This window comes from Xylanibacter caecicola (genome assembly GCF_013166515.1).
Classification (GTDB): Bacteria; Bacteroidota; Bacteroidia; order Bacteroidales; family Bacteroidaceae; genus Prevotella; species Prevotella caecicola.
The window spans coordinates 35,931-59,614 of record NZ_JABKKJ010000001.1 but is presented as its reverse complement, the minus strand read 5'-3'; the positions used below and the strand labels follow the sequence as shown (position 1 = coordinate 59,614).

Here is a 23,684-nt window from a genome sequence, read left to right as displayed (position 1 = left end):
CTATTCTTGTATTTTCTCACATTCTATCCTCACCTTGTCCACAATCAGGGTGCTGCCGATGGCTCCGCGGAACAGGTCACCGTCCTCACTCGACGAGAAAACAACGGCAAGATTGTATCCGTTTTCGTTGACAAGAGACTCGTCTATCTCACACTTGTATTCAAAGTCTGCCTCGAACAATGTCCATGTGTCCGTAGTCTTGATTTCCGAAACCCTTGCAACAGCCACTATATTCTCGTTTGTCATCACATCGTCTCCATACAGTACGACATCATTTCCGTTGGCATCATGATTGCGATACAGCACCGCATAGACCGACGCACGGTCTGTCTTGCCCTCTATGATATTTCCTTTCTCGTCCTGGAATTTCTCTCCCGGCTTGTATTTGTAGTATCCGGTGAACTTCAGCGGTTTCCTGTCGAACGGCACTCCGAAACGTGTTGCCTTAAGAGTATTTGTCAATGCCATTCCAATATTGAACGAGCCGAGAAACAAGTTGCCCGCAGCTATACGCTTATTTACAAGCACTCCCAGTGCTCCTGTACTTTTTGTCTCAAGCTTTACCGCCGTGCCGTCATATCCGTCCGACCACGGAACGGTAGGATATTCGTCGGGAGCCGCACTGCCACGACTAAGCTTGAAACCCGGATTTCCCGTCGCCCAGTTGTCGGCGTCACTGCCGTCTTCTTTCTTATCGTTCCAGATATAGTACTTGCCGGAGGAATCGAGATAGAACCATTCAAAGTCGAATGGCATGACATCTGTAACTGTCTGCACCGAAGGTTGGAACACCACGGAATACATACGGCTCCACTCTCCGTTCTGCGATGTCACTGTATATGTTACAGATCCGTCGCTGAAATCGTGGATCGAACCGCTTTCCGGATTGATGACGGCTCCTTCCGTAAGTCTGAAAACAGGGGCAAGACGTGTTATGTCGGCGCTTTTTCTCACTTTGAATGTGACAGAATTTGCTTCCGAGGTAACCTTCACAAGTGTGTCCGTGGGATTGAAAAACGTTTCCGACGGGTTTTCCACGTGTACGTATGCTTCCAGAATGTCACATTCCGCGTTAAGAGGCTCATCCTTAAAACACGATGACAACAACATGCAAAACGACGCTGCCACAACCAACCGTAATCTTATCATTTTATAACAGTCTTTAAAATAAAAGTAATGCAAATATAGACAGAAAACTTTTTGCAGCCAAAAGTTTTCCTCAATAACTTACTATTACAACGGACATCTTGACTAATGGCAATACAAAACATGTGCTTTTTAGTTATTTTTGGCTGAAAATCAACGGCATATATACAAAAATACTTATCTTTGCAGCATAATTATATATACCGTGGAAGCTGCCCGGACATGGTTTTAAGGACAGCAACGGGACTTTTTACACTTACTTTAATTAAACCAAAACATGAAAATTGCATTAATAGGTTACGGGAAAATGGGCAGGATGATAGAGCAGATAGCCATAGTCCGCAACCACGAAATTGTATGTATAATAGATGTTGACAACCGGCAAGACTTTGACAGCGAGGCGTTTGCCTCTGCCGATGTGGCGATAGAGTTTACATCGCCCACAGCTGCATACGACAATTATCTGCGGGCTTTCAGCCACAACGTAAAGGTGGTGTCGGGCTCTACGGGTTGGATGAAAGAGCACGGTGACGATGTGAGACGCATGTGTTCGGAAGAGGGAAAGACGCTGTTCTGGGCATCGAACTTCTCCATCGGCGTGGCGATATTTTCCGCCGTAAACCGCTATCTGGCAAAGATAATGAACGGTTTTATACAGTATGACGTGGAAATGGAGGAGGTGCACCACGTGCACAAGCTCGATGCGCCAAGCGGAACGGCAATTACTCTGGCAGAAGAGATTGTGGACGGCATGGACAGAAAAAACGGTTGGGCAAAGGGAACGACGCTCGAGGCGGACGGAACAACGACCGGAAGCAGCATGCACGACGACGACAAGGTGGTGATAAACAGCGTAAGGCGCGGAGAGGTGCCGGGAATACACACGATAAAATACGACTCGGGAGCGGACTGCATAACAATAACACACGACGCACACAACCGAAGCGGATTTGCACTGGGTGCGGTGTTGGCAGCGGAATATACGGCGGAACACAGCGGACTGCTGACAATCAGCGACATGTTCAAGTTCTGACAGACAATGGGAAAAATAATTTTTACGGTTTTGAAAAACATATATGACAATGACATACAACAAAAAGAAAAATAACGAAAACGCCAGGCAGTGGGGCAAGTTCATCGTTGTAACGGTGCTCTACCTGCTTTTTCTGTATTGGCTTAAAAGCTGGCTGGGACTTATTGTACTGCCTTTCATCTTCGATGCCTACATAACAAAGAAGATAAAATGGCAATGGTGGAAAGACGCCGACGGACCGGTACGCTTCATCATGTCGTGGGTAGACGCCATAGTGTTTGCCCTCGTGGCGGTATATTTCATCAACCTGTTCTTCTTCCAGAACTATGTGATACCGTCATCGTCGCTCGAAAAATCGTTGCTTACGGGCGACTATCTCTTCGTGAGCAAGGTAAGCTATGGTCCGCGCATACCCGAAACGCCGTTGACAATGCCTCTGACGCAGCACACGCTGCCGGTGTTCGAGTGCAAGTCGTACATAGACTGGCCTCACTGGGACTACCGACGGGCAAAAGGTCTGGGCAAGGTGGAACTTAACGACATCGTTGTTTTCAACTATCCGGCAGGCGACACGATAACCACAGTGCCGCGTTATCAGACAGAATATTACGCAATGTGCTACGGCTACGGCAACAGGATGATAGAGAACCCACCGCAGTTGGACTCGCTGACGGCACAGCAGCGGTGGGACTACTACAGGTTTGTGTACAACGTGGGACGCAACCACGTGCTTGCCAACGTTGCCGAATTCGGGAAACAGGCGTGGCGTCCCACCGACCGGCGCGAGAACTATGTGAAGCGTTGCGTGGGACTGCCGGGACAGACATTGCAGATAAAGGATCGTATCGTTTATCTTGACGGAAAGGCAAACAAGGAGCCGGACAACGTGCAGTATTCGTACTTCGTGAAGCTGAAGCAGTATCTGCCCGACGACCTGATGAAAGATCTGGGCATAAGCATGGAGGATCTTACAAGCCTGAACCAGAACGGATACATGCCGCTGACAAAACGTGCCGTAAAGGTGCTGTCGGCACGCAAGGATCTTGTAGAGAGCATTGTGCTGAACACCGAAGCGACCGTAGGCGATACATATCCCCTGAACGGTCATACGGGCTGGACACGCGACAACTACGGTCCGATATGGATACCGCAGAAAGGAAAGACGCTTGACATCACCATGGACAACATCGCCATATACGAAAGACCGATAAAGGTGTATGAAGGCAACGACCTGAAGGTGGAAAACGGCAAGATATTCATCAACGGGAAGGAGGCGAAGAGCTACACGTTCAAGATGGATTATTACTGGATGATGGGCGACAACCGCCACAACTCGGCAGACTCGCGCTTCTGGGGCTTTGTGCCCGAAGACCACATCGTGGGCAAACCGATATTCATCTGGTGGTCGTCCGACCCCGACCGCAGCGGTTTCTCGGGCATAAGATGGCACCGGCTGTTCAACATGGTGGACAATATTAAGTAATTAAGAGTTAAGAAATAAGAATTAAGAGTTGGGGCGTGGGGTGATTAAGAGTTAAGAATTACGAGTTAAGAAATAAGAATTATATTTCACACCGCCCAACTCTTAATTATAAATTATAAATTGTCAATTATAAATTATTGATGCGTTCCCTGCTCACCATCACAGCGGCGGTAATAGCGATGCTCGTATTCCGCGCCCTTGCTTTCACCGTGTGCGCGGTGGAGGACTGTGGCATAGAGCCGCTGCTGGAACACGGCGACCGTGTGCTGGTAAACCGCTGGAGCTACGGACTGCGCACGGGAGGAGGGGGAATATTCAGATATGAGCGGTGGATAAGACAGAAGCCGGAACGCGGGGAACTGCTGGCATTCAACAGTCCCATGGACACATTGCACGACATATGCGAAAGGACGGTGTGTGCGGGATATTTCGATGCGGGCACGGGCGACACCGTAATGATAGACGGCAAGCCCATGACGGTGCCGGGAAAATGCCGCCCGGTGAAGGTGGAGCCATGGAACATCAAACTGCTTTGCAACACATACCGCATGCACGAAAGGAGAAACGCCGGAATAAAGAATGGCAAGCTGTATGTGGACGGAAAGGAAACGCGTTATGCCTGCCTTGCACAGAACTACTGCTGGATATCGAACCACGGCGACCGCAGGGTTCCGGACAGCCGCTATTTCGGCTTTGTCCCGGAGAACCACATCATAGGGCGCATCGTGATGATAGCATATTCCATAGACGGAAAGATGACCGCGGGCGGCAAAGTGCGCGAAGACCGCTGCATGAGAATTCTGCCGCGAAGGCATATGATGATCTACGGTAAGAGAAAAGAAATGAAAGACAGGGACATAACATCACGTCGGCGGACAGACTTGAATTTTTATGAATGGATGCATGAAAAAAGAAAATAGCACGGAAGCACTGCTTTCTTCAACATATTTCGGTCCGGTACAATGGTATCAGAAACTTAACCGCTACGGCACGGCGACAATAGAGCGGCATGAAAATTTTGTGAAACAGACCTACCGCAACCGTTGCATAATAGCCGCTGCCAACGGCGCACAAGTGCTTACGGTGCCCGTGGAACGTCCCGAGGGCATGTCACTGTCCAAGTCGCTCATGAAAGACATACGCATAAGCGACCACGGTAACTGGCGTCACATACACTGGAACGCACTGAAAAGCGCTTACGGAGAATCGCCGTTCTTTGAATACTACGCCGACGACCTGCTGCCGTTCTTCACACGCAAATGGACTTTCATCTACGACTTCAACATGGAGATATGTCTGAAGATGTGCGAACTGCTCGACATCGAACCGGACATCAGACACACCGAAAATTACATAGCACCGGCAAAGGACTGTGCCGGCGGCAGTCTCGCAATACACAACAACGGTGTCGACGACTACCGTTATGCCATATCTCCCAAGCACCCCATACACGACGACACGTTCTATCCCGAACAATATTATCAGGTATACGCCTCTAAAACAGGCTTCCTGCCCAACCTGAGCATCCTCGACCTGCTTTTCAACATGGGCAACGAAAGCGTGCTTTACTTATAAGATATCGCGCAGAATATACACTCGCGTTTACCAAAGACAACATCCCCACTTCCAAGAGGTGTCCTCTCAGTTTCCAAGAGACGGCATTTCGCCCTCTAAAAGGTGCCCTTTCAGCCCCTGATATGCCGCCTTTTGCAAGCTAAAAGGTATCATCTTGATTATCAACTTATTACAGACTCATAAAAACAAAGGGTATCTATCTGCCTTTATCTCCTTATTCAACCTGTTCCCATAAGAATACGTTTTATATCCCAAAGCCCCTTTACCGCCTCATGAAAAAGTGCAAAAGAGTGAAAAATATACAATTTTAGCGCTTTTTAGTTAACGTTTTATAAAAATCGGGGGGGGTAAAAACACCATGTAAATTTAGTTATTTTTGCACAAAAATTAAACAACCTACGTCACGGCATGGGGTCAAACGGGGGGCTTACTCGTGCCGTCGGAAAAATAAACAAGCCCTCTTTTAAAAATAATTTCATCTGTTATGAAAAAAACATTTTTACTATTCGGAGTGGCAGCGATAATGGCTGCATCGTGCACAACAGTAACTAAAACCGCATCGACCACCAACGTTCCGTCGTCATTGTTGTCGTCTACCGTAGCCGATCTTGAGGTTATGCCGCAGCGCATAAGCTACACAATGTCTCCGACAAAGGCGGTACGCAGAGGCGGTTTGGCAAATGTGAAACAGGCGGCGGAAAACGAGGCTCTTGCAAAACTGGGAGGAAACGCCGACCTGCTGGTTGAACCTGAGTATGTGGTAGAGAAGACCAACTATGTCTTCTTCAAAAAAGTTAAGTCGATAACGGTTTCGGGACGCCCTGCAAAATTCACCAATTTCCATTCTCTTAATGACTCGGTATGGGTTAACCCCGTATTCCGCGGATTATACAAGGACAACACAAAGAAAGGTACAGGCGGACTGCTGAAAGGTCTGCTGGGAAAATAAAACGTCGACATCATGCGCAGATATTTGGTAATAACGGCATTTGCCGGAATATTGCTGTCGTCGTGTGACACTCTGACAAAAACAGCAAGAACGGCAGATATACCCTCTGCTCAATACAACGCAACGGTTGCCGACCTGAAAGTGACAGACCGCATAAGCTATACCATGCAACCGTCGAAAGCGGTACAGCGCGGCGGAATGTCAAACGTGAAGCAGGCGGCGGAAAGCGAGGCGTTGGAGAAAAAGGGCGGAAACGCAGACATTCTGCTCGAACCACAGTTTGTAATAGAAAAGAAACGAACGCTCTTCGGCAGCAAAGTAAAATCCATAACAGTAAGCGGACGACCTGCAACGTACACCAATTTCAGGTCGCTAGACGACTCGGTATGGGTAAATCCGGTATTCAGAGGAGTCAAAGTGAGAAACGGATACAACGTTCCGAAAACGGTCAGCCACCGACAGCAAGTGTCCGACGCCATATCCTACGGCATGCGACGGACCGGTTTCGCGGCTTATCTTAACCTGTCGGGAGGATATGCAGACATAGAAAACAACAGCGACGACATCTACGGACACGAGGGCGACTCCGGTTTCGGAGAGGCTCTTCTCAGTTTTGGCTATCAGCTGGATCCGCACTGGTATGTGGGTATAGGCTCGGGAGTAAACTACAATGGCGAACTGGAAGGCTTCTTCGTTCCCATATTCGCCCATGGTCGTTACAGTTTTTCTCCGTACAAAAACTCTCTTTTCGTAGACTGTAAGATAGGAAAAAGCTGCGAGATAAACCTTGATTCGGATATAGACCCGGGACTGTATGTATCGCCGTCGATAGGCTACAGTTTCGGCTGGTTTGACATTGCCCTGCAATACACATTACAGAAATTCGATGGATATACCGACTACAACTATCGCGAAAAGGGCGGATACAAGGCCGAACATGTAGGAATATCGCTGGGATTCAGGTTCTGATACTTCTCAAAAACAAAAATTATACTTACATTCCCTTTATTGAAAAACCAACAGGTTCTTCCCTTGCCGACAACACTTCATACCGGCAGGGGAAGTTTCTTTTCATCAATCAAAACCTGAAAGAACTGTATCAATATCGATTTAAAGCCATTTCCTGCGCTTCTGAGCCATCCGGACAGGTTGGACAGAACCATTTATCCGAAACGCCGGGAAAAGCCTGATACGGCGAAAAAGAAGGTTTGTCAGCCCGTACGTGTATACTCCTTTGCATACACTTTGCCGTCAATGACCACATAAGATGCCGCAACGTCCATATAATCATCGCCTCCATAGTCTGCTCCAAACATCTGTTTCATCGTATACGGGAAAAGAAGTATGCCGTTATGCCACACGCCCTTAACGGGTGTTCTGCTGTCATCATACTGATATTTAAGCCAAAAGATGCCGTCATTGCCTTTAGTCACGGAAACTGTCTGCTCACCTTCAGCCGCGGGCAAGTTATCCGGAAGTTTGCCGCAAGCGGATATGCAGAACTTCTTCATGACATATCCTTTGGTATTGTTGAAACCCGATATGACGATATGATACCAGTCACCCGACTCTCCGATGACACGGTGAACCTCACCCTTGGACAAAACCAGATAGCCCCATTGTCCTTCCACGGCATCCGATTTCACAGTTGGACTGGTTCTTACACGGCTGTTTGTATTGAGGGCTACATAATCTTGAGACAGCACAGATACACTTCCAAGAAACATGATAAACACCGTAATACATCTTAACTTTAAGATTTCTATATATTTCATGGTCATAAATATTAAGGTGTAAAATAAGTAAAAATAAAAAAACAGGATATGCCTTAAACCGGCATATCCTGTATAAAAAAGCCATTAATCTGCCAACTTGGCCTTGATGAACTCACGGTTCAGGCGTGCGATGTTGGAAATCGACTCGTTCTTGGGGCACTCGGCTTCACAAGCACGGGTATTTGTGCAGTTGCCGAAACCAAGCTCTTCCATCTTCATAATCATCGCCTTGGCGCGTTTTGCAGCCTCGGGACGCCCCTGCGGAAGCAGTGCCAACTGACTAACCTTAGAACTTACGAAAAGCATCGCCGAGCCGTTCTTGCACGCAGCGACGCAGGCTCCGCAACCGATACATGTAGCGCAATCCATTGCCTCGTCGGCGTCCTCTTTCGGAATGAGTATCGCGTTGGCATCCTGAGCCTGTCCGGTACGGATAGTGGTGTATCCGCCAGCCTGTATGATCTTGTCAAACGCACCGCGGTCAACCATGCAGTCCTTTATAACAGGATATGCGGCAGAACGCCACGGCTCAACGGTTATCACGTCACCGTCATTGAAACGGCGCATATAGAGTTGGCACGTAGTGGCTCCGGTGGCAGGACCGTGAGGATGACCGTTGATATACAGTGAACACATACCGCATATACCTTCGCGACAATCGTGGTCAAACACGAACGGTTCTTTACCCTCGTTGATAAGCTCTTCGTTCAGAATGTCAAGCATTTCGAGGAATGAAGTGTCATCAGGGATGTTCTTCATCTCGCGTGTATCGAAGTGGCCTTTTTCTCTCGGACCGTTCTGCTTCCAATACTTCAGTGTGAAACTTATATTCTTAGCCATGATATTGCAGTTATTTATTAGTTCTTATAATTTCTTGTCTGTACCTTTATAGCCTCATACTCAAGCGGTTCCTTGATGAGTTCGGGTGCTTTGTCATCACTGCCCTGATACTCCCAGCAGCCTACATAGAAGAAGTTTGCGTCATCACGCTTGGCTTCTCCCTCTTCTGTCTGGTGCTCCTCACGGAAGTGTCCGCCGCAGCTCTCTTCGCGATGCAGGGCATCGTAAGCCACAAGTTCGCCCATAATGATGAAGTCGCGGAGATGGATAGCTTTGTCAAGCTCGACATTAAGCCCCTCTTTCGTGCCCGGAACAAAGAGATTGGTGTCAAACTCCTTGCGCAGTTCCTTAAGCATCTTAAGACCTTCTTCAAGACCTTCCTTGGTGCGACCCATACCTACATGCTCCCACATTATATGACCAAGCTCCTTGTGGATTGAGTCTACCGAACGCTTGCCCTTAATGTTCATGAGACGGTTCATCTCTGCCTCGACAGCCTTTTCAGCCTCCTCAAACTCAGGCAGATCGGTCGACAGGCGCGGCCATACGTCCTGGTCGGCAAGATAATTCTGTATTGTATAAGGAAGAACAAAATATCCGTCAGCAAGTCCCTGCATAAGAGCAGAAGCACCGAGGCGGTTTGCTCCGTGATCGGAGAAGTTGCACTCACCGATTGCAAACAGACCCGTGATTGTTGTCTGAAGCTCATAGTCAACCCAGATACCACCCATTGTATAGTGTATAGCGGGGAATATCATCATCGGATTGTAGTACTTCACGCCGTTTATCTCGTTCGCCAGCTCGCCCGGATTAACGTCTGTTATCTCCTCGTACATGTCGAAGAGGTTACCATAACGCTGCAGAACAACGTCTATGCCGAGACGTTCGATACTCTCGGAGAAGTCGAGGAACACTGCAAGACCTGTGTTGTTTACTCCGTATCCCTTGTCGCAGCGCTCTTTTGCAGCACGGCTGGCAACGTCACGGGGCACAAGATTGCCGAAAGCAGGATAGCGACGCTCCAGATAGTAGTCACGATCCTCCTCCGGAATGTCGGAACCTTTAATCTCGCCAGCCTGCAGTTTCTTTGCATCTTCGAGTTTCTTAGGTACCCATATACGACCGTCGTTACGCAGAGACTCGGACATCAGCGTCAGTTTTGACTGTTTGTCGCCGTGCACGGGGATACATGTCGGGTGTATCTGAACGTATGACGGGTTTGCGAAATATGCTCCCTTGCGGTAGCACTGAACAGCAGCTGTACAGTTACAGCCCATAGCGTTGGTCGACAGGAAGTATGCGTTACCGTATCCTCCGGTAGCGATAACTACGGCATTGGCGCTGAAACGCTCCAGCTTGCCTGTCACAAGATTCTTTGCGATGATACCGCGTGCACGACCGTCTACAATAACCACGTCTTCCATTTCATAACGTGTGTAGAGTTTCACCTTGCCTGCGTTAACCTGTGCGCTCAGAGAAGAGTATGCACCGAGCAGCAACTGCTGACCCGTCTGACCCTTCGCATAGAACGTGCGGGACACCTGTGCACCACCGAAAGAACGGTTTGCAAGCATTCCGCCGTACTCACGTGCGAAAGGCACACCTTGTGCCACACACTGGTCTATGATATCGTTCGACACCTCAGCAAGGCGGTATACGTTTGCCTCACGTGCACGGTAGTCACCACCTTTCACCGTATCATAGAACAGACGGTAAACCGAGTCGCCGTCATTCTGATAGTTCTTTGCAGCGTTGATACCGCCCTGTGCAGCGATAGAGTGCGCACGACGGGGCGAGTCCTGTATGCAGAAGTTATATACGTTGAAGCCCATTTCGCCGAGAGAAGCGGCAGCAGATGCTCCTGCCAGACCTGTCCCGACAACGATAACATCGAGCTTGAGTTTGTTCTTAGGGTTCACCAGGCGCTGATGAGCTTTATAATTGGTCCATTTTTCGGCTACCGGACCTTCGGGTATTCTGGAATTTAATGTCTTTGCCATGATTTTTTTGTATTTATACAGCCTGTTTCGCGAAGTGCCGGCGGCAACATACCGCCTTTTGCCTCACAGGCTTTTATTTCTTAATACTTGATAACTCTATACAACAAAAAGCCTTTTTCCTGAACATCAGGCTGCACAGCACAGGCTCGGAGCAACGCCGAACGCAAAGGCAAGAACAACCACGAGGAAACCCAGCATGAGCAGAGAGGTATACACAAGACCTATCGTTCTCCAACGGTTGAACCATATCTTGCCGTTCCAACCGAGAGTGTGCATGGCGCTCCAGAAACCGTGAGAGAGGTGGAACCATATTGCCACGAGCCACACGATGTACAGTACAACATATACCGGGCATGCAAACGTGTCCTTGATGTAGGCAAAACCGTCTGCCGGATCATGAGGAACGGAAATGTGCGCAACCTCGGCAAACATCATGTTATACCAAAAATTAAAGAGATGCAACAGGATGCCAAGCACAACGATGATGCCAAGAACCAGCATGTTCTGCGATGCCCACTCCACTTTTGCCGGCTTAACCGTAACGGCATAGCGCTCGTTTCCGCGTGCACGGCGGTTCTGCATGGTGAGCAGGAACGCATAGACAATGTGAGCAACCGTCAGCGCTGCCAGACCGAGAGTTGCCACAAGGGCATACCAGTTGGCACCGAGAAACTTGCAAATCATGTTGTAGGCATCTCCCGAAATGAGAGCAACAACGTTCATTGACATGTGGAACGTCAAGAACAGGATAAGCGCAATGCCGGTAACAGACATCACCACTTTCCTTCCGATAGATGAATTACATAACCACATAAATGATTGAAATTTAGGTATTTAAATGTTAAAAATAATAATATTAGACATCCTGAAACACACCTGAACGGATGCTATAATACCTTATTATAGATATAATGGCATCCTCGGCGGTGTGCAAATATACTCCATTTCAGTGATAAATCAAAGTATTTTGTTAAAAATTCAATTTTTATTCTTACTTTTGTGGCGGAATGAAAGAGCCTTCCGAACTATTCATACACAGCCCTGCAAGCAGGCGGCGGGAAGGCGTTTGCAAACAGAAAAAAGGTAAAAGATATATGAACCTGGTATACGACGTACTGGTAATAGGCGGCGGTCATGCCGGCTGCGAAGCTGCGACGGCAGCAGCAAATATGGGTGCAAGGACTTGCCTTGTTACCATGGACATGAACAAAATAGCCCAGATGAGTTGTAATCCGGCAATTGGCGGGATAGCAAAAGGGCAGATTGTACGTGAAATCGACGCCCTCGGAGGCTATACGGCACTTGTCACCGACGCCACGGCAATACAGTTCCGCATGCTCAACCGCTCGAAAGGACCTGCTGTATGGAGCCCGAGAGCACAGTGCGACCGCGAGAAGTTCATCTGGGAATGGCGCCGTGTACTCGACAGTACACCCAATCTTGATATATGGCAAGACCAAGCTGACGAGCTGATTGTCGAACATGGAGAAGCCAAAGGCATAAGAACAATATGGGGCGCGGAGCTGCGCGCACAAAGCATAGTGATAACCGCAGGAACATTTCTCAACGGACTTATGCACATAGGACGCCGCCGAGTTCCGGGCGGAAGGATATCCGAACCTGCCGTTCCGCACCTCACAGAGAGTATCACAAGCCATGGCATACGACATGCACGGATGAAGACCGGCACACCGGTACGCATAGACCGGCGCAGTGTGCACTTTGAGGACATGGAGATACAGAAGGGCGAAAACGACTTCCACAAATTCAGCTTTATGAGCAGGCGACGAACGCTGAAACAGTTGCCGTGCTGGACCTGCAACACAAACATCGACGTACACGAAACGTTGAGAAGCGGACTGGCAGATTCGCCCCTTTTCAACGGACAGATACAAAGCACCGGACCACGTTACTGCCCATCGATAGAGACAAAGCTAGTGACGTTTCCCGACAAACCGCAACATCCTCTCTTCCTCGAACCGGAGGGAGAAGACACCAACGAAATGTATCTCAACGGTTTCTCGTCGAGCATGCCGATGGATGTACAAATAAACGCTCTCAAGAAGATACCGGCATTCCGTGACATCCATGTATACCGTCCGGGATACGCAATAGAGTATGATTATTTCGACCCCACACAGCTTTATCACTCGCTCGAATCGAAGATAATAAAGGGACTGTTCTTTGCCGGACAGGTAAACGGAACCACCGGATATGAAGAGGCGGGAGGACAAGGACTGATTGCAGGAATGAACGCAGCCATACGCTGCTGCGGCGGACAGCCGTTTGTCATGCGGCGCGATGAATCGTATATCGGCGTCCTCATCGACGATCTTGTCACCAAGGGAGTGGACGAGCCGTACCGTATGTTCACAAGCCGCGCCGAATATCGAATACTGCTAAGACAGGACGATGCCGACGCCAGGCTCACGGAGAGAGCATACGATATAGGACTTGCCTCGCGCGAACGATACGACAAGTGGATTGAAAAGAAAGAAGAAATCAGCAAAATAGAACATTTCTGCAACACCACGCCCGTAAAGCCGAAGGATATAAACACTGTGCTCGAGAAACTCGGTACCACCCCGTTGCGCGAAGGATGCAAGGTTGCCGACCTCATCGCAAGACCGCAGATAACGCTTGAAAATATATCCGAGTTCATCCCGGGAATGAAAGAACTGCTCGATTCTCCGGCGGACAGAAAGGAAGAGACAGCTGAAGCCGCGGAGATAAAGATGAAATATAAAGGATATATAGAGCGCGAAAGAATGGTGGCGGAGAAGATGCATCGTCTTGAAGACATCAAAATAAGAGGACGCTTCAACTATACCGCCATGCAGCAGCTTTCCACCGAGGCACGACAGAAGCTGAAAAAGATAGATCCTGAAACGCTGGCACAAGCGAGCAGGATACCCGGCGTATCGCCAAGTGACATAAACGTGATGCTCATACTGCTCGGCAGATAAAAAGATTTATTGTTTCACGTGAAACAATAAACAATCAAACAGACTGCAAAATAGCGAGTTATGGACAACAAAACACGATTAAACCGATTAAAACAAATGCAAAGCGAGAGTATCGAAATACGAATAAAGAAACGCGACAGGAATGATAAAAGTAGATAATAAATAACAAACAATAAAACAATACAATTAAAAATGAACAACGAAACATTACTGAAGAACTTAAGATCTATCCCCGATTTTCCGCAAAAAGGAATTATGTTCAGGGATGTGACAACTCTTTTCAAAGACCCGGAGTGTCTGAACATAATGGTTGACGAGCTTTATGAGATGTACAAAGACAAGGGCATAACAAAGATTGTAGGTATCGAAAGCCGTGGCTTTGTGATATCATCAGCTCTTGCTATAAGGCTCGGTGCAGGCGTAATACTTTGCAGGAAACCGGGAAAACTGCCGGCAGAGACTGTACAGGAGAGCTACACCAAGGAGTACGGAACAGACACCATAGAAATCCACAAGGACTCGATAAACGAAAACGACGTGATACTTCTTCACGACGACCTGCTCGCAACAGGCGGAACAATGAAAGCCGCATATAACCTCGTAAACAAGTTCAACCCGAAGAAAATATATGTAAACTTCCTCATAGAACTTGTAAACGAGAACCTTAACGGTCGCAGCATTTTCGACGAAGGTACGGACATACAAACGCTTATACAAGTATAACACTAGGCGGTTCGAAACCTACGTCGCCACATCAACAATAGATTTGCAACACAATCTCCAATCCGGAAAAAGCCCAAAGCCAACACCCCGCGCTAAAGGCAAACGCGGTTGACAGCAGATTGCGTTGCAAATTGTTTTTTAGGAGGACATCCCTCAATACAAGGACAGACATACTGCATAATGCCATGAGGATGTTAGAGTGTTCATGTTTCACGTGAAACAAATTATTTTAAACCATCTCTCACTTAACGACTTACGCCTATGACAATAGAGGAAAACGAGAAGCGGCTTGCTCATCTGAAGGCTATCGTAAGCACACTGCCCAACAAGCCGGGCAGCTACCAGTACTACGACGAGCACGGAACGATAATATACGTGGGCAAGGCGAAGAACTTAAAGAACCGCGTGTCTTCTTATTTTCACAAGGAGGTGGACCGTTTCAAGACCAAAGTGCTCGTAAGTAAGATATTCGACATATCCTACACGGTTGTAAACACGGAAGAAGACGCGCTCCTGCTCGAGAACAATCTCATAAAGAAATACAAGCCCAAATACAACATTCTTCTGAAAGACGGCAAGACATATCCGTCGATATGCGTGACAAGAGAATATCTGCCACGTATCTTCAGCACGCGCGTAATAAACAAGAAGTTCGGAACCTACTACGGACCTTACAGTCATTTGGGCACCATGTACGGACTGCTGGATATCATAAAGAAGCTGTACAAGCCGCGAACATGCCGATACCCTATTACCGACGAGAGCATAAAACAACGTAAATACAAGCCGTGTCTTGAATATCACATACACAATTGCGGTGCGCCGTGCACAGGAAGACAAAGTGCGGAGGAGTACAGAAAAAACATTGAACAGGCACGCGAGATATTGAAAGGAAACACGCGCGAAGTGCAGAAAATGCTTTACGGACAAATGCAGGAGGCTGCCGAAGAGCTGCGGTTTGAGGACGCCGAAGAGCTGAAACGAAAATACATGCTTCTCGACAGTTTCTGCTCGAAGAGCGAGGTGGTGAGCCACACAATCAACAACGTGGACGTATTCACGATAACCAACGACGAGAAGATTGCCTACATAAACTATATGCACGTTACGAACGGCAGCATAAACCAGGCTTTCACATTCGAATTTAAGAAGAAATTAGAAGAAACCGAGGAGGAAATCCTACCCCTCGGCATAGTGCAGATACGTGAGCGGCTCGGAAGCACATCGCGTGAGATAATAGTACCGTTCGAACCCGACACGCAATTAGACGGAATAACATTCACCGTCCCTCAACGAGGAGACAAGAAAACGCTGCTCGACCTGTCGGCAATGAACGGCAAACAGTATAAGTTCGACCGTCTGAAACAGTCGGAAAAGCTAAATCCCGAGCAGAAAGCGGTGCGGCTGATGAAGGAAATACAGGACGCTCTGAAGCTGCCGCGCATGCCATACAGAATAGAGTGTTTCGACAACTCGAACATCAGCGGAACGGATGCCGTGGCGGGATGTGTGGTGTTTGAAAAGCTGAAACCGTGCAAGAAAGACTATCGCAAATACAACATAAAGACGGTTGTAGGTCCCGACGACTACGCCTCTATGCAGGAGGTGGTGCGCCGCCGCTATTCACGCATGAAAGAGGAAGGTTCTCCCCTGCCCGACCTCATCATCACCGATGGCGGCAAGGGGCAAATGGAGGTGGTAAGACAGGTGGTTGAAGACGAGCTGGGACTGCACATTCCCATTGCCGGACTGGCTAAAGACAACCGCCACCGCACAAGCGAACTGCTGTACGGACATCCACCGGTGGTAGTGGGAATGAAGACCGACAGCGAGATATTCCGGCTTATGACGAGGATACAGGACGAGGTGCACCGCTACGCAATATCGTTCCACAGGGACAAGCGCAGCAGGCATGCACTGCACAGTGAGCTTGACGACATAAAAGGCATAGGACCGAAAACAAAAGACTTGCTGCTGAAAGAGCTGAAAAGCGTAAGGAAGATTAAAGAGGCTGATTTACAGATACTTACCGGCATAATAGGCACATCCAAGGGTGAAACGGTATGGCGTTTCTTCCATGAAAACGGTGATGCGGAAAAGCAGGAAAACAGCGTTTTATAGACGTCTTGTAACATATTGATAATCAAGATGATACCTTTTAGCTTCCAAAAGGTGGCGTTTCAGGCTCTAAAAGGCGGCATATTGGCGTGCAATATGCCGCCTTTTGCAATGTGAGAGGTTATTGGCTGGGATTTGAGGGTTTGAAAATGAAAAACCGCCCCGAGCAGGGACGCTCCATGGAGCATCCAAAACCGCATGGCATGATGTCATGTGTAATATTGACGAATCCATAATGTAGGGACTTATGATTGTATTTGTCCGCACGCCTCACGGAGGCATCCTTCATTTCATATGCACGAATAAAATGGACGATACAACAAAATAATTTGTATTTGAAACCTTATTTCCTAATCTGAACGCATTTTCGATGCGTACGGACAAATACAAGACGTGTTGTTGAACGAAGTGAAAAATATGCCCCTAACGAAAGAGAATACAACCAAATACCCACATAATTATTACCCTATTTTCTACCAATATCCACAGATTTTACACTATCTTTGCATAAGACAAGATGCGCCTAGGCAATATGAAATGAATTTCATTGCACTCGGCTTTCATTGTCTTTGCATAATACAACAACCATAAAAGATGAGAACAGTTATACAACGTGTATCGCACGCATCGGTGACAATAGACGGAAAGGTAAAGGCTGCCATAGACAACGGACTGCTTGTGCTGCTCGGCGTATGCACGGAAGATACGGTGGAAGACGCGGCATGGCTGGCAAAGAAAACGGCATCGCTGCGCATCTTCAGCGATGAGAACGGCGTGATGAACCTGTCTGTGAAAGACATCGGAGGCAAAGTGCTGGTAGTGAGCCAGTTCACGCTCATGGCATCGTATAAGAAAGGCAACCGCCCGTCGTGGATACGGGCTGCGAGACACGACATATCGATACCTCTGTACAACGAGTTCTGCCGACTGATGACTGCCGAAACGGGCAGCGAAACGCTTACTGGAGAGTTTGGTGCGGACATGAAAGTGGAACTGCTAAACGACGGACCGGTAACAATATGTATGGACTCTAAAAACAGGGAGTAGAAATACGTAGGCTCAAAGGACGGAACACTATATAAGGGAAGAGTAAGAACAACCATGGCAAACATAAAAAACAAAGTGACAATGAGTAATGACAACTACCCCACCGCCGCCTCGATGACACTGCGCGAGGCACAGACCGCCGTAGACAGGTGGATAAAGGAATATGGCGTGCGCTATTTTTCCGAACTTACAAACATGGCATGCCTGACCGAGGAGGTGGGCGAACTGGCACGCGTAATAGCGCGCAAATACGGCGACCAGAGCTTCAAGGAGAGTGAAAACACCTCTCTCGGTGAAGAGATGGCAGACGTGCTGTGGGTGCTGCTGTGCCTTGCCAACCAGACAGGCACAGACCTTGGCGAGGAACTGCGCCGTAGCTTCGAGAAAAAGACGAAAAGAGACTGTAACAGACATATCAATAACCCTAAATTAAAATAATTATGACAGAAAAAGAAAACATGCACGCTCATTGCCATAACCACGGCAACAAGCCCCAGAGCAAGTACGAGGAAGCACTCGGAAAGTACAACACCGAAATTTCTGACGATGAAGTACGCGAGGCGGTGAAGAAAATCATCGCAGAAAAGGTACACGAAAACGATAACATCGAGACAAAGAAATTCCTTATGGGAAGCATAGAGCTGACAACGCTCAAGACAACCGACTCGGAGACAAGCGTAATGGCATTCACCGAAAAAGTAAACCAATTTGACGAGGCATACGGCGACCTGCCTCATGTGGCAACAATTTGCGTATATCCCTGTTTTGCCAAAACCGTAAGCGAAACACTCGAGATTGACGGTGTAGAAATAGCCTGCGTATCAGGCAGTTTCCCATCATCACAGGCACTCATAGAGGTAAAGGTTGCGGAGACGGCACTGGCAATAAAAGACGGTGCAACGGAGATAGACATCGTTATGCCCGTAGGCAAGTTCCTCAGCGGCGACTATGAGGGCGTTGCCGACGAGATAAGCGAACTGAAACAGGTGTGCGGCGAAAATGCCATGAAAGTGATCCTCGAGACCGGTTGTCTGAAAACCGCATCGAACATAAAGAAGGCTTCTATCATAGCAATGTATGCCGGAGCCGACTATATAAAGACATCTACCGGAAAGCTCGAGCCTGCCGCCACACCCGAAGCTGCCTACGTGATGTGCCAGGCCATAAAGGAATACTATGAGGAAACGGGCATACAGATTGGTTTTAAGCCCGCAGGAGGCATCAACTCTGTAATGGATGCACTTATATACTATACCATAGTAAAAGAGGTTCTGGGCGAAAAATGGCTCACAAACAAGTGGTTCCGCCTCGGCACCAGCCGTCTGGCAAACATGTTGCTGAGCGAAATTGAAGGGAAAGAGACGAAGTTCTTCTGAGAAAATTAATATTATATGGCTTATAAGTCTTATATGGCTTATAAGCCATATACCATAACATAATACCTGAAAAACAAAAACACCATGCCTGATATAGGAGATTTCATACCGCAAAGAGGAAACTACCGACAACTTTTTTCATATCAAAAATCAATGTGTATATATGATATAACCTTCTACTTTGCCCACAAATACCTTGAAAGAGGCGACCGCACCATAGACCAGATGATACAGGCCGCCCGCTCGTGCAAGCAGAATATCATCGAAGGCAGTGCTGCAAGCACCACATCAAAGGAAACCGAACTGAAACTGATAAACGTGGCGCGTGCAAGCCTTCAAGAACTCCTGCCGACTATGAGGACTATCTGCGCGTGCGAAATTTGGAGCAATGGGACATAAACAGCCCGAAATTCTCACAGGCAAGAAGTGTATGCGCAAAGCAAAACGACAGTAAATTTTATCGCCAAGCCATAGAAGTACGTTCTGCAGAAACCATTGCCAACATTACAATAACTCTTATCCACCAAACTGATACGTTGCTCGGAAAACTCATAAAATACTTGAAAAAAGACTTTATAGAAAATGGCGGGATAAGGGAAGAAATGTATAAGGCAAGGTCTGATTGGAATAGAAGAAACAAGAAATGATGTCAGAAGCCTTTTTATATAAGGCATATATGTCCTATAAGACTTATATGCCCTATAAAACAAGTAGGCTCTCCCCTACTACAAATCCCTCCTTATGACAAACTCCAGATAAGCCCCAAGCGCTTTCTTTATATCTTCCGCAGCCACAACACTCTCTATATATCCTACACATCTCACGCGCAACTCCTCCATCTTACGCTCCGCATATTCTATTCCGCCGCTGCTCTTGGCATATTCCACCAATACGGCAATATCCTCCTTTGTAGCCTCCAGTCTCTTCACCTTGCGCGCCACAGAAAGCATAGAATCATCGTTGCCGGAGTTAAGTGTATGTATAACGGGAAGCGTCAACTTTCCTTCCGCCATGTCGTTGCCGGTCGGCTTACCTATTGCTGATGACTCGTAATAATCAAAAATATCATCACGGATTTGGAATATCACACCCATATCCTGTCCGAAACGCCTCGCCGCATCCACATCTTCGGGAGAAGCTCCTGCCGACAATGCCCCTACCGAACAACAGGCTTCGAACAATGCCGCCGTCTTCTGACGTATCACCTGGAAATAAACGTCTTCCGAAATATCATCATTTGAAATGTTGGTAAGTTGAAGTATCTCGCCGTTAGACAGCGTCCGCCCAAGTTCCGCAAGATATTTCACTATCGTGTTGTTCTCCGTCATGGCAACATGCAGCAGAGCGGTAGACAGTATGTAATCGCCCACGAGCACAGCTATCTTGTTGTCGTACAAGGCATTGACAGATGCCTGCCCACGACGTTCGCCGCTCTCGTCCACCACGTCATCGTGCACAAGACTTGCCGTGTGGAGCAGTTCAAGACCTACAGCCGCATTAAGCGTGGAGGCGTTCACCCCACCATGAGCCTTTGCCATAAGAAGTATCAGCATAGGGCGCATGCGCTTGCCGGCACGCTCTCTTATCCTGGCAAATATTTCCTCCTGCAACTCACCGTCGTGAGTCAGCGAACTGTTGAAAAGCCTGATAAAGTCATCAAGCTCATTAACAATAGGTGCCTTTATAAGAGATAAATAATCCATAACCTGCAATTTTGATACAAAATTAGTGATTTTATCGGATTAATGGTAAAAAATTAGTACTTTTACATCTAAAAACTTTAGATTAAATGGATAAATTGTTTCTCTTAGACGCTTACGCGTTGATATATCGTTCGTATTATGCCTTCATTAAAAACCCAAGGATCAACTCCAAGGGATTTAACACTTCAGCCGTGATGGGGTTCTGCAACACGTTGCACGAGGTACTGAGCAAGGAGAAGCCCACACACATCGGAGTGGCATTCGACCCTCACGGACCTACGTTCCGCAACGTGGCTTACGAGCAGTACAAGGCGCAGCGAGAGGAGACTCCGGAAGACATACGCGCCTCTGTACCGGTAATCAAGGACATACTTCGCGCTTTCCGCATACCCATACTCGAGGCGGAAGGCTTCGAGGCGGACGATGTTATAGGTACAATATCCATAAAGGCTGCCGACATGGGCATACAGACATTCATGCTGACACCCGACAAGGACTACGGACAACTGGTGCGGGAAAACGTCTTCATGTTCCGTCCGAGACACGGAGGGGGCTATGAGACGCTCGACACCGAAGGCATAAAAAACAAATACGGCATAGAGTCGACATCACAGGTGATAGACCTGCTCGGACTTATGGGCGACTCGGCAGACAACATACCGGGATGTCCGGGCGTGGGAGAAAAAACAGCCGTAAAACTGATAAGCCAATTCGGAAACATTGAAAACCTGCTCGCACATACCGATGAGCTTAAAGGGGCTATAAAGAAAAAAGTGAAGGAGAACGCCGAACAGATAAAGTTCTCAAAATTTCTCGCCACCATAAAAACCGACGTTCCTATCGAACCGGACATGGAAGAGCTTAAGGTGAAGGAACCGAACGAACCCGAACTGCGTAAAATCTTCGACGAACTGGAGTTCAAATCGTTCGCGGACAGAATTCTAAACAAAACTAAAAATATTCAAAAAAAGGCTGAGCAACAACCCGATTTATTTGCCGTTTTTACGCCCGAGAGCACGGAAAATTCTGAAAACAGCCGTATTTCAGATATAAAAACGACACCTCACGACTATCAACTCGTTGACAGTGAGGATGATATAAATAATCTTTTTTCGCTTTTATTGACTAAATCAATTCTCAGTTTAGACACGGAGACAACGTCAACGGACGCAATCGAGGCTGAATTAGTTGGTCTGAGCTTTGCCGTGAAGGAAAATCAGGCATTCTATGTGCCTGTTCCCGAAAATCGTGAAGAAGCCCAAAGAATTGTTAATATATTTAAACCTATATACGAAAACGAGAAAATCGTGAAAGTGGGACAGAACATCAAGTACGACATGGAGGTGTTGCGCAACTACGGAGTGACCCTCGCCGGAAAAATGTTCGACACCATGATCGCCCACTATCTCATACAACCGGAACTGAGACACAACATGGACTACATGGCGGAAGTGTATCTTAACTACCGCACCATACACATAAACGAACTCATCGGACCGCGAGGCAGAAACCAGAAGAGCATGCGCGACCTCCCACCCTCTCAGGTTTACGAATATGCGGCGGAAGATGCCGACATCACACTGAGGCTGAAAAACATTCTCGAACCCAAACTGAAGGAAGCGGGAGTGGAAGAGTTGTTCTATGAAATAGAGATGCCTCTCGTCGCAGTACTTGCCGAGATGGAGATGAACGGCGTGCGCATAGACACCGACTCGCTGTCGGAGACATCGCAGATACTCACCGCCCGCATGAAGGAACTGGAGCAACGGATATACAGTCTTGCAGGCGAGGAGTTCAATATCGCATCTCCCAAACAAGTGGGCGACATTCTCTTCGGAAAGATGAAGATAATGGAGAAGCCCAAGAAGACAAAGACCGGACAATATGTAACCAACGAAGAGGTGCTGCAATCGCTGAAAGGAAAAAGCGAAATAGTGGGAGACATACTGGCACACAGGGGCTTGAAGAAACTCTTGGGCACTTACGTGGACGCCCTGCCAAAACTTATCAACCCACGAACGGGACACATCCACACATCGTTCAACCAGACCGTAACGGCTACGGGACGCCTTTCGTCGAGTGACCCGAACCTCCAGAACATCCCTGTGCGCGGCGAAGACGGAAAGGAGATACGCAAGGCGTTCATCCCGGAAGAGGGCTGTCTGTTCTTCTCCGCTGACTACAGTCAGATTGAACTGCGCGTGATGGCGCATCTCAGCGGCGACGAAAACATGATCGAAGCGTTCCGCGAGGGTCATGACATACATGCCGCAACAGCCGCAAAAATATACAATGAAGACATCGCAAACGTGAACCGCGACCAGCGTACAAAGGCGAAACGTGCCAATTTCGGCATCATTTACGGCATCACCGTGTTCGGTCTGGCAGACAGATTAGGCATAGACCGTAAGGAGGCTAAGCAGCTGATAGACGGCTACTTCGAAACTTTCCCACGTGTCCACGACTATATGGAAAAGGCAAAGGAAACGGCACGCAGTCACGGATATGTCGAAACGTTCTTCCGCCGGCGTCGTTATCTGCCCGACATCAACTCGCGCAACGCCACTGTACGCGGCTTTGCGGAGCGCAACGCCATAAATGCGCCGATACAGGGCAGCGCGGCGGACATAATAAAAGTTGCCATGATAAACATCCACCGGCGCTTCAAAGACGAGGGAATAAGGAGCAAGATTATTCTACAAGTACACGACGAACTTAACTTCTCGGTACTTCCGGAAGAGAAAGAAAAAGTGGAACGCATAGTAATGGAAGAAATGCAGAACGCCTATCCCCTACTCGTTCCGCTCACGGCAGACTGCGGATGGGGTGCAAACTGGCTGGAAGCACACTGATGAATTACGAGTTTGGAGTTACGAATGACGAGTTGTTGCGCTTTGCGCAATTAAGAATAGTAAGTTTGGAATTAACAATTTATAAATTCAAAAACAGT

General features: G+C 47.9%; 19 protein-coding genes and 1 pseudogene. 14 read left to right on the top strand and 6 right to left on the bottom strand.

Translation table 11 applies throughout. The annotated features are described in order from the left end of the window. Complete coding sequence (locus tag HPS54_RS00260; RefSeq protein ID WP_172343496.1) at nt 1-1,149, bottom strand: PCMD domain-containing protein; 1,149 nt, start codon at nt 1,147-1,149, stop codon at nt 1-3. Between the two features lie 274 nt (nt 1,150-1,423). Here HPS54_RS00260 and dapB point away from each other — a divergent pair, with 274 nt between their 5' ends. From dapB to HPS54_RS00230, 6 genes are all read left to right on the top strand, one after another. Beyond that, nucleotides 1,424-2,179 carry a 4-hydroxy-tetrahydrodipicolinate reductase gene (gene dapB / locus HPS54_RS00255; protein ID WP_172343495.1) on the top strand — a complete coding sequence of 252 codons (756 nt, stop codon included), beginning with the start codon at nt 1,424-1,426 and terminating at the stop codon, nt 2,177-2,179. Nucleotides 2,180-2,228: 49 nt separating this feature from the next. After that, nucleotides 2,229-3,662 (top strand): signal peptidase I, encoded by a 1,434-nt coding sequence (gene lepB, locus HPS54_RS00250; protein WP_172343494.1) that lies wholly within the window; start codon nt 2,229-2,231, stop codon nt 3,660-3,662. Nucleotides 3,663-3,802: 140 nt separating this feature from the next. Beyond that, nucleotides 3,803-4,582 carry a signal peptidase I gene (gene lepB / locus HPS54_RS00245; protein WP_172343493.1) on the top strand — a complete coding sequence of 260 codons (780 nt, stop codon included), beginning with the start codon at nt 3,803-3,805 and terminating at the stop codon, nt 4,580-4,582. Next, nucleotides 4,566-5,237, top strand: coding sequence for a WbqC family protein (locus HPS54_RS00240; protein ID WP_172343492.1), 672 nt, complete (start codon nt 4,566-4,568; stop codon nt 5,235-5,237). The genes lepB (HPS54_RS00245) and HPS54_RS00240 overlap by 17 nt, the downstream gene beginning before the upstream one ends. Nucleotides 5,238-5,721: 484 nt before the next feature. Continuing rightward, nucleotides 5,722-6,186, top strand: a complete 465-nt coding sequence (locus HPS54_RS00235) for a hypothetical protein (protein WP_172343491.1) — start codon at nt 5,722-5,724, stop codon at nt 6,184-6,186. A gap of 12 nt (nt 6,187-6,198) precedes the next feature. Beyond that, nucleotides 6,199-7,155: a hypothetical protein gene (locus tag HPS54_RS00230; protein WP_172343490.1), complete on the top strand. Its 957-nt coding sequence runs from the start codon at nt 6,199-6,201 to the stop codon at nt 7,153-7,155. A 242-nt stretch (nt 7,156-7,397) separates the two neighbouring features. On the opposite strand, the gene HPS54_RS00225 is transcribed toward HPS54_RS00230, so the two are convergent. The 4 genes from HPS54_RS00225 to HPS54_RS00210 form a co-directional block, all read right to left on the bottom strand. Continuing rightward, nucleotides 7,398-7,961 (bottom strand): SH3 domain-containing protein, encoded by a 564-nt coding sequence (locus tag HPS54_RS00225; RefSeq protein ID WP_216653009.1) that lies wholly within the window; start codon nt 7,959-7,961, stop codon nt 7,398-7,400. A gap of 84 nt (nt 7,962-8,045) precedes the next feature. After that, complete coding sequence (locus HPS54_RS00220) at nt 8,046-8,801, bottom strand: succinate dehydrogenase/fumarate reductase iron-sulfur subunit (protein ID WP_172343488.1); 756 nt, start codon at nt 8,799-8,801, stop codon at nt 8,046-8,048. A gap of 17 nt (nt 8,802-8,818) precedes the next feature. Then, entirely contained in the window at nt 8,819-10,801 is a 1,983-nt protein-coding gene (locus HPS54_RS00215; protein WP_172343487.1) for a fumarate reductase/succinate dehydrogenase flavoprotein subunit, read from the bottom strand. 126 nt (nt 10,802-10,927) lie between these two features. Then, complete coding sequence (locus HPS54_RS00210; RefSeq protein WP_172343486.1) at nt 10,928-11,614, bottom strand: succinate dehydrogenase/fumarate reductase cytochrome b subunit; 687 nt, start codon at nt 11,612-11,614, stop codon at nt 10,928-10,930. Between the two features lie 281 nt (nt 11,615-11,895). Between HPS54_RS00210 and mnmG the strand changes: the two genes are divergently transcribed. The 7 genes and pseudogenes from mnmG (at nt 11,896) to HPS54_RS00175 (ending at nt 19,678) form a co-directional block, all read left to right on the top strand. Further along, nucleotides 11,896-13,767 (top strand): tRNA uridine-5-carboxymethylaminomethyl(34) synthesis enzyme MnmG, encoded by a 1,872-nt coding sequence (gene mnmG / locus HPS54_RS00205; RefSeq protein ID WP_172343485.1) that lies wholly within the window; start codon nt 11,896-11,898, stop codon nt 13,765-13,767. 192 nt (nt 13,768-13,959) lie between these two features. Beyond that, nucleotides 13,960-14,490: an adenine phosphoribosyltransferase gene (locus HPS54_RS00200; protein WP_172343484.1), complete on the top strand. Its 531-nt coding sequence runs from the start codon at nt 13,960-13,962 to the stop codon at nt 14,488-14,490. A gap of 261 nt (nt 14,491-14,751) precedes the next feature. After that, nucleotides 14,752-16,611, top strand: a complete 1,860-nt coding sequence (uvrC, locus tag HPS54_RS00195; protein ID WP_172343483.1) for an excinuclease ABC subunit UvrC — start codon at nt 14,752-14,754, stop codon at nt 16,609-16,611. Between the two features lie 591 nt (nt 16,612-17,202). Then, nucleotides 17,203-17,655: a D-aminoacyl-tRNA deacylase gene (dtd, locus tag HPS54_RS00190; protein ID WP_172343482.1), complete on the top strand. Its 453-nt coding sequence runs from the start codon at nt 17,203-17,205 to the stop codon at nt 17,653-17,655. Nucleotides 17,656-17,769: 114 nt separating this feature from the next. Beyond that, nucleotides 17,770-18,093 carry a nucleotide pyrophosphohydrolase gene (locus tag HPS54_RS00185; protein ID WP_172343735.1) on the top strand — a complete coding sequence of 108 codons (324 nt, stop codon included), beginning with the start codon at nt 17,770-17,772 and terminating at the stop codon, nt 18,091-18,093. A 20-nt stretch (nt 18,094-18,113) separates the two neighbouring features. Continuing rightward, on the top strand, nt 18,114-19,031 hold the full coding sequence (deoC, locus tag HPS54_RS00180; RefSeq protein WP_172343734.1) for a deoxyribose-phosphate aldolase: 918 nt from the start codon (nt 18,114-18,116) through the stop codon (nt 19,029-19,031). 84 nt (nt 19,032-19,115) lie between these two features. Further along, nucleotides 19,116-19,678: pseudogene (locus tag HPS54_RS00175) on the top strand (four helix bundle suffix domain-containing protein). A gap of 78 nt (nt 19,679-19,756) precedes the next feature. Here the strand turns inward: HPS54_RS00175 and HPS54_RS00170 are convergent. Continuing rightward, the gene (locus HPS54_RS00170; protein ID WP_172343481.1) at nt 19,757-20,734 is read right to left on the bottom strand and encodes a polyprenyl synthetase family protein; all 978 of its coding nucleotides are present in this window, start codon (nt 20,732-20,734) and stop codon (nt 19,757-19,759) included. A gap of 86 nt (nt 20,735-20,820) precedes the next feature. Here HPS54_RS00170 and polA point away from each other — a divergent pair, with 86 nt between their 5' ends. Next, on the top strand, nt 20,821-23,586 hold the full coding sequence (gene polA / locus HPS54_RS00165) for a DNA polymerase I (RefSeq protein ID WP_172343480.1): 2,766 nt from the start codon (nt 20,821-20,823) through the stop codon (nt 23,584-23,586). Nucleotides 23,587-23,684: the final 98 nt, after the last annotated feature.